The following is a 7,642-nucleotide window of genomic DNA, read 5'->3' on the forward strand; positions in this document are numbered from 1 at the left end:
GTCCGGTGATGTAGTCTTGCGTGCGCTTTTCCGTCGGGCTGGTGAACATCATTTCCGTATCACCTACCTCGACAAGATTGCCCAGATGGAACATCGCGGTGCGCTGTGATACGCGCGCCGCCTGCTGCATCGAGTGCGTCACGATGACAATCGTATAATTCTCGCGCAATTCGTCGATCAGTTCCTCCACCTTGGCAGTGGCGATGGGATCGAGCGCCGAGCAAGGCTCATCCATGAGGATGACTTCCGGGCTGACGGCGATGGCGCGTGCAATGCACAGGCGCTGCTGCTGGCCGCCGGAAAGACCTGTACCCGCTTCGTGCAGGCGATCCTTCACCTCTTCGAACAGGCTGGCGCGGCGCAGGCTCTTCTCGACGATTTCATCGAGTTGCTGGCGGTTCTTGGCAAGACCATGAATACGCGGTCCATACGCCACGTTCTCGAAGATCGACTTCGGGAAGGGATTGGGCTTCTGGAATACCATGCCCACGCGGGCTCTGAGTTCCACCACGTCGATTTTCGGATTGTAGATGTCCTCATCATCGAGCGTAAGAAGGCCGCCGACCTTGCAGCCTTCGATCGTGTCGTTCATGCGGTTCAGGCTGCGCAGGAAGGTGGACTTGCCGCAACCCGAGGGGCCGATCAGGGCCGTTACCATCTTCTCCGGCACATCGAGGCTGACACCGAACAGGGCTTGCTTGTCACCATAGTGGACGGTGACGTCCGTGCCCTGCATCTTGATCGCATTTCCCTGAGCGCTCATTTTGTCGTTTACCGCTTTTTCGAGATTTCGTTCCGTCATCAGGTTCATAATTAGAGCCTTTCCCGACCCGTTACCACCGCCGCTCGAAGCGGCGACGCAGAATGATAGCTGTGATGTTCATGACCGCGAGGAAAATCAACAACACGATGATAGCGCCAGATGTACGCTCGACAAAGGCGCGCTCCGCCTCGTTGGCCCACATATAGATCTGCACTGGCAGCGCCGTGGAAGGATCGAGCGGCGTTACCGGGCTGTTGGCGACGAAAGCGACCATGCCGATCAGAAGCAGCGGAGCCGTTTCACCGAGCGCATGCGCAAGACCAATGATCGTGCCGGTCAGGATGCCGGGGGCGGCCAGCGGCAGGACGTGGTGGAAAACCATCTGGGTCTTCGACGCTCCGACGCCCAGAGCCGCCGCGCGGATCGATGGCGGAACGGCTCGCAGCGCTGCGCGTGTCGCGATGATGATCGTCGGCAATGTCATCAGCGTCAGCACCATACCGCCGACCAGCGAGGCCGAGCGCGGCATATGGAAGAAGTTGATGAAGACGGCCAATCCGAGAAGGCCGAACACGATCGACGGAACAGCCGCGAGATTATTGATATTGACTTCGATGATATCCGTCAGCCGGCTCTTCTTGGCGTATTCCTCAAGATAGATGGACGCTGCGACGCCAATTGGCAGGGAGAGACAAAGGACGATCAGCATCATATAGAGCGAGCCGATGAGCGCAACGCCAAGACCGGATGTCTCGGGCCGGCTTGACGCGCCATAGGTAAAAAGACCGGTATTGAAGCGCTGGGACATCGCGCCCTCACCCTTCAGCTTGTTCATCCACCCGACCTGCTGGTCCGAAACCTTGCGGCGGGTCTGATCGACGGTGAGATCGATCTGGCCCTTGAAGGCGGAATCGATATCCGCACCAGTCAGCACCCAGACACTCTGCGTCGTGCCAATAAGCGAAGGATTGGCTACGACGAGGTCGCGCAATTGTCCGCGCACCCCTTCCGAGAACAGCTTGCCGAGTTCACGCATCGCGGGTTTGTTCGTCGCCGGCACGCCCAGTTTTTCCGCCAGTGCATTGCGCGCCAGGATCGGATAATTGGCTGTCAGCAAAACGTTCGGATCAGTAGCGCGTTTGTTGTCGGGATCGATGATCTTCGGGTCGAGATTGATCGCAAGATTGACCTCGGTCTGCCAGAAGGCCGTGTAACCGTTGGAAAACACCGAATACATCAAGGCGACCAGGAAGAAGAGACCGATGGCAATCGCGGCGATACCGTAGAGCTTGAAACGGCGTTCGGCGGCATAACGGCGCTTCAGCCCAATGTCACGGCGTGCTGGCCGTGCAGTTGTGGGTGCAGCGGGATTGAGGGCTATGTCGGTCATTCGTACTGCTCCCGATACTTACGCACGATGTAGAGCGCAAAGATGTTCATCGCCAGAGTGATGAAGAAGAGGGTGAGGCCCAAGGCGAACGCCACCAGCGTTTGCGGTGAGTTGAATTCGAGATCCCCCGTCAGCTGATTGACGATCTTGACGGTGATCGTCGTCATCGCTTCGAAAGGATTGATGTTGAGGTTGGCGGCAACGCCGGCGGCCAGCACAACGATCATGGTTTCGCCGATGGCGCGCGATGCAGTCAGAAGCAGCGCACCGACGATGCCCGGCAAGGCTGCTGGAAGAACCACGCGGCGGATTGTTTCCGACTTGGTCGAACCGAGGCCCAGTGATCCATCGCGCAGCGAGCCAGGAACCGCGGTGATGATGTCATCGGAAAGCGAAGAGACGAAGGGGATCAGCATGACGCCCATGACGATGCCCGCAGTCAAAACGCTCTGCGCCTGGATAAAGGCATAACCGCCGGAAAGTGCAGCGCTGAGATCGCGCAGGAATGGACCGACTGTGACGAGCGCGAAGAAGCCATAGACGATCGTCGGAATACCGGCCAGCACCTCAAGCAGCGGCTTGACGACGGAACGTACGCTGCGGCTTGCATATTCCGCCATATAGATGGCGGCGAACAGGCCGACCGGGACGGCGAACAGCATGGCAACGAACGCGATATAAAGCGTGYCGGCGAGCAGAGGGATCAGGCCGAACTGTCCTTGCGAACCACCGGAACCCGCTGCTGCAAAGCGCGGATCCCAGACCGTGCCGAAGAAGAACGTCGAAGGCGATACGGATTGGAAGAAGGTTATTGTCTGGAACAGCATCGACAGGATGATGCCGATGGTAGTCAGGATGGCGATACCCGACGCCGCGATGAGCGCGCCAAGGATAACACGTTCCACGTTGTTGCGCGCCCGCGCCCGGACATGGACGCCGGAGAGGCCGAAGACCGCGCCGGCAAGTGCCAGCACTATCGCGACAACTCCACCGATACTGCTCGCCCACACGGTGTTCCTGTTCCACTCGGCGGCGATGGGGATCATATAATCCTGACCCTCGGTCGCAAGCGCCACACCCTTGCTGGCGAGAAGCGGCTGCAACTCTGCAAAGGTTTGCGGAAGATTGGCCCGTTCTGCATCGCTAAGCCTGTCCAGACCGCGAGCAATCCCGCTGACCATGCCAAGCTCAAGGCTTTGGCTGGCAATGACGGTGTCGGCTGTGCGCGTTGGCAGCTCGGCAATGGCTGAACGCTCGAGGTAAACGCCTGTCCCGGCGGCCCAAACCGCGATAAAAAGGATAGCCGGGAGCGCAGAAGCCAGGAAAACCCACCATCCATGATAATGCGGCAGGGAATGGGGCTTGACGTTTCCACCCTCTTTGCTGACAGCGCGCTGGCGACCGATGAAGTATCCTGCCGCGGCAATCGCTATGACAATCACAAGCACCATTAAAGTGGACATCTAGGATCTTCCCCGTCCCGCAAAATTCACGTCAATTAAAAAGATAAACGGGCAGCCGAAGCCGCCCGTTTACGTAAGCCGAAGCTTACTTCATTGTTGTGCCGGCAGCAAATGCATCGCGCTGAGCTTTGCGTTCTGCATCCGGGGCAGCAACCAGGCCGTACTCGACGAGCGGGCTGTCCGGGCCGATCATCTGATCGTTAAGGAAGAAGTCGACATATTCCTTCAGACCAGGAATGACACCGAGATGTGCCTTCTTAACGTAGAAGAACAGCGGGCGCGAAACCGGATATTTGCCGGAAGAAATGGTTTCCGTGCTCGGAACAACACCTTCAACCGTAGCAACCTTCAGCTTGTCGGCATTGTTTTCGTAGAATGCGAGGCCGAACACGCCAACGCCGGTCTTGTTGGCATCGATACGAGCCAGCGTTTCCGGATAATCGCCATCGATATCAATTGCCTTGCCATCCTTGCGGATCTTGACGCAGGCAGCGGCAGCGGCCTTTTCGTCAAGGCCGAGCTTCTTGATCGCATCGGCAGCCCCAGTAGCTTTACAGCCACCGGTCATCAGCTTCTCTTCGAAAACTTCGCGTGTGCCGTGCTTTTCGCCAGGAATGTAAGCGGCAATATCCCAGTCCGGGAGGGCCGGGCTCACCTGGTTCCACTTGGTGTTTGGATTGTCGACGAGCTTGCCGTCAACAACGATCTGGGCGGCAAGCGCTGTGTAAATGTCCTTCGGTGCCAAAGCCCAATCTGGACCCTTGATGTCGGTGGCGAAAACGATGCCATCGTAGCCGATGCGGATTTCCTCGACGTCCTTGACGCCTGCATCGGCGCAAGACTTCAATTCACTTTCCTTGATTGGGCGGGATGAATTGGCAATGTCGACCGTGTCTTCGCCAACGCCCTTGCAGAATTCCTTGATGCCTGCGCCGGAACCACCGGATTCAACGACTGGCGTCTTGAAATTGGGATATGTTTCACCGAAGGTTTCGGCAACGATCTTGGCGTATGGCAGGACCGTCGAAGAGCCCGACACCTGGACCTGGTCGCGTGCAGACGCTGCGACCGTGGACGCGCCTACGGCCATCGCAAGCACTGCGGCTGTAGTTAGAAGCTTGTTCATTGTGTTACTCCCGTTAGAAAGCTGTTGAAGTAAGCGCTGTCTACAGAAGGTTTATAACAGTCATGTGACAGATATATTACAGTTTGGTCACAAGGGGAGGGTCGCAGAAATGCGCACCTTAACGAATTGAAATTGTTCAATTAAATGAATTGTAAGCCGGCTGTGCCCATCTTACCCGAGGGCGATGACCGTCAAAGATTCAACGATTTCAATAACATCCTTCGGGAGAATTGCGACAGCTTTTACAACCGCAAGCGACAAAAGCCGCTTTGCACAGCTGCGTCATCTCTGCGCCAGTGCAAAAGACGGTCAGGACTCTAATTCTCGCGCCCATGCGGACGGCGCGAGACAGGAGTATCCGCTGCAGCAACCTCGCGCCACTTCAGCTCATTTCAACGTGGGCTTGCCTATCAACACACCCGCGCGCTGCGCGGCAATGACGAATGCTTGCCTTGCCTTTGCCGGCGGCATCCAGCCTTCGAGGGCATCCCGGCACATTCGCGTGGCACGCCGGTATTCGACCCCATCCTGCTGCGGCCATTGGTTCTTCAGACACTCCAATGCCTCCCATGCCGAAGAGACGAGGCGAAGCCCCATGGCACCGAGACTGATCAGTACTGGAGATGAAAAAGACTTGTCGTTCATGACCCGCTGCCTCCCGTTTTGTACGAAACAGCGATATTTGCGTAGCTTGAATTCGAAATCATAGTTGTACTCCATCGAGAATTACGAACTATGTTTCCTCCTGTCCCCTGGTCTTTTTATTTGGACTTCTAGGATGAGCGATGATCTCAGATTTGCATTTACCCTGCAATACCCCAATTCGGACGATACACCTATTTCAATCGTTCCGTAGTCCCGCCGGATTACTGGTTCTGGCTTTGTTCTTGTTCCCGCTTGCCAAAACGGTTCAGATCAAGTGACCCGAGGAGAAACGCATGGCAAAGCAGAGCGCCGGCATTCTCATGTACCGCGGGAACGGCAACGATCATGAGGTTTTGCTGGTGCATCCCGGCGGCCCCTTCTGGCGCAACAAGGATCTCTCGACCTGGTCTATTCCGAAAGGCGAGTATAGCGAAGGCGATGATCCGGAACTGACGGCACGACGCGAATTTGCCGAGGAAACAGGCATGGCTCTTGATGGAGAACTCCAGTCTCTGGGCTCCATCCGCCAAGCGGGCGGCAAGGTTGTGACCGGATTTGCGCTCGAAGGCGATTTCGACGTGACCAGATTCGTCAGCAATACCTTTGAAATCGAATGGCCGCCTCGGAGCGGACGCAAGGAAATCTTTCCGGAAGTCGACCGCGCTCAGTGGTTTTCATTCGATGATGCGCACCGCAAAATCATCGCGGGCCAGCGCCCGCTCCTTGATCGCCTTCAGGAGATGCTTGCGCCCCGGATTGATTAGCCGGCCTTCCACGCCTTTCCTTCCGCATCGAGCGCGGCGAATTCCTCGTTGGAAAGGTCAATTGCCGCGGCAGCGATGTTTTCCTCCAGATGCGCCGCCCTTGATGTACCCGGGATCGGCAACATCACCGGGCTGCGCTTCAGGACCCAGGCCAGCGCGATTTGGCTTGGACCGGCCCCGTGCGCCGAAGCCATCTTGTCGAGGAGAGATCCAGGCTTGGCCAGATCGCCCGCTGCAAGCGGAAACCACGGAATGAACCCGATATTGTTTTCACTGCAATAGTCGAGCACGTCCTCGCTGGTTCGATCRACAAGATTGTAGCGGTTCTGGACCGTCGCCACTTTAAAATGCTTCGATGCTGCCTTGATGGCRGCAACCGATACCTCGCTAAGGCCGGCATGACGGATGACACCATCATCAAGGAGCTTCCTTACCGCCGAAAATTGCTCGTCTCCCGGCACCTTCGGATCAATCCGGTGCAATTGCCAGAGACCGATCTGTTCCACGCCAAGCCGGCGGCAACTCGTATAGGCCTGCTGGATCAAATATTCCGGCCGCCCGAGCGGGGTCCACAGGTTCGGGCCGGTACGCGCAAGCCCGGCTTTCGTTGCGATCAACATACCGCGATAGGGATGCAACGCTTCCCTGATCAACTCTTCGGAGACATTGGGACCGTAGGAATCGGCGGTATCGATGAAATTGACGCCAAGTTCGGGAAGCCGTTTCAACGTGCGTATCGCTTCCGCACGATCGGCCGGTTCACCCCAGATCCCTGGACCCGTAATTCGCATGGCGCCGAAGCCGAGGCGATTGATCTCGATGTCTCCGCCAATTCTGAATGTGCCCGAAAGCGCTGCATTGGATTTGGACATGTCCCATCCTTTCGCTTGGTTGATTGAGCGTGAGATAAGTGTGCTACATTAAACGCCGCGGCAATTCGTTCGACAAATCACTGAAGATTTACTTTGCCATCGATCGGGATTTTGACTGGAACAAAATCTTCGGCGGTTCATTTTCTTTTCGCCTGATATGCTGCACCCTGCAATGAGATCAGTCGGTCCAAATGGAGAACTTTCATGCATCTCACCTATCATGTCCATGCCCATGACGGCGGTTGGGCCTACAAGCTCGGAGACGTCTGGTCTGAGAAGTTTCCCTCCCACGACGCCGCATTGAGAGCTGCCAGGGAGGCAGCCAAACGCCAGCAAATTGGCGGCGAGGATGCGCAGATCAGCTATGAAACTTCAGATGGCACATGGCATCAGGAATCGGTCAGGGGAAGTGACCGGCCTGAAGTCGATGTCGAGGATGATGCCAAGACCTGATGGAGCTAGGAAGCGGCAATGAGCAAGTATGTCCTCATCGGATCGGAAGGTTGCGGGTCGGTTATCGTCGAATTGGCGCTGCTCAAAGCCGGCGCTGAATTCGAACTCGAGGAGATCCCCTATCTCGAGCCGGGCCCCGATCGCGACCGTTTGCTGGAATTGAACC

Annotated in this window: 8 protein-coding genes; 2 read left to right on the forward strand and 6 right to left on the reverse strand. The window is 56.9% G+C overall.

Going from position 1 to position 7,642, the window contains the following annotated elements:
- The 5 genes from pstB to ACXJ5O_RS14415 form a co-directional block, all read right to left on the reverse strand.
- Positions 1–763: phosphate ABC transporter ATP-binding protein PstB (gene pstB, locus ACXJ5O_RS14395; RefSeq protein ID WP_457300487.1), on the reverse strand; the 763-nt coding region annotated here is incomplete at its 3' end.
- 70 nt (positions 764–833) lie between these two features.
- Positions 834–2,153: a phosphate ABC transporter permease PstA gene (gene pstA, locus ACXJ5O_RS14400; RefSeq protein WP_457300482.1), complete on the reverse strand. Its 1,320-nt coding sequence runs from the start codon at positions 2,151–2,153 to the stop codon at positions 834–836.
- A complete protein-coding gene (gene pstC / locus ACXJ5O_RS14405; RefSeq protein WP_457300483.1) occupies positions 2,150–3,616 on the reverse strand; it encodes a phosphate ABC transporter permease subunit PstC in 1,467 nt (488 codons plus the stop codon). Before pstC ends, pstA begins: the two co-directional genes overlap by 4 nt.
- 85 nt (positions 3,617–3,701) lie before the next feature.
- Positions 3,702–4,742, reverse strand: coding sequence for a substrate-binding domain-containing protein (locus tag ACXJ5O_RS14410; RefSeq protein ID WP_457300484.1), 1,041 nt, complete (start codon positions 4,740–4,742; stop codon positions 3,702–3,704).
- A gap of 387 nt (positions 4,743–5,129) precedes the next feature.
- On the reverse strand, positions 5,130–5,387 hold the full coding sequence (locus tag ACXJ5O_RS14415; RefSeq protein WP_112524224.1) for a DUF982 domain-containing protein: 258 nt from the start codon (positions 5,385–5,387) through the stop codon (positions 5,130–5,132).
- A 293-nt stretch (positions 5,388–5,680) separates the two neighbouring features.
- Between ACXJ5O_RS14415 and ACXJ5O_RS14420 the strand changes: the two genes are divergently transcribed.
- The gene (locus tag ACXJ5O_RS14420) at positions 5,681–6,151 is read left to right on the forward strand and encodes an NUDIX domain-containing protein (protein ID WP_457300485.1); all 471 of its coding nucleotides are present in this window, start codon (positions 5,681–5,683) and stop codon (positions 6,149–6,151) included.
- Here the strand turns inward: ACXJ5O_RS14420 and ACXJ5O_RS14425 are convergent.
- Positions 6,148–7,023, reverse strand: coding sequence for an aldo/keto reductase (locus ACXJ5O_RS14425; protein WP_457300486.1), 876 nt, complete (start codon positions 7,021–7,023; stop codon positions 6,148–6,150). The two genes, ACXJ5O_RS14420 and ACXJ5O_RS14425, sit on opposite strands and share 4 nt — an antisense overlap.
- 204 nt (positions 7,024–7,227) lie before the next feature.
- Here ACXJ5O_RS14425 and ACXJ5O_RS14430 point away from each other — a divergent pair, with 204 nt between their 5' ends.
- Entirely contained in the window at positions 7,228–7,476 is a 249-nt protein-coding gene (locus tag ACXJ5O_RS14430; RefSeq protein ID WP_112523979.1) for a DUF2188 domain-containing protein, read from the forward strand.
- Positions 7,477–7,642 lie beyond the last annotated feature (166 nt).

This window comes from Phyllobacterium sp. P5_D12 (assembly GCF_054049495.1).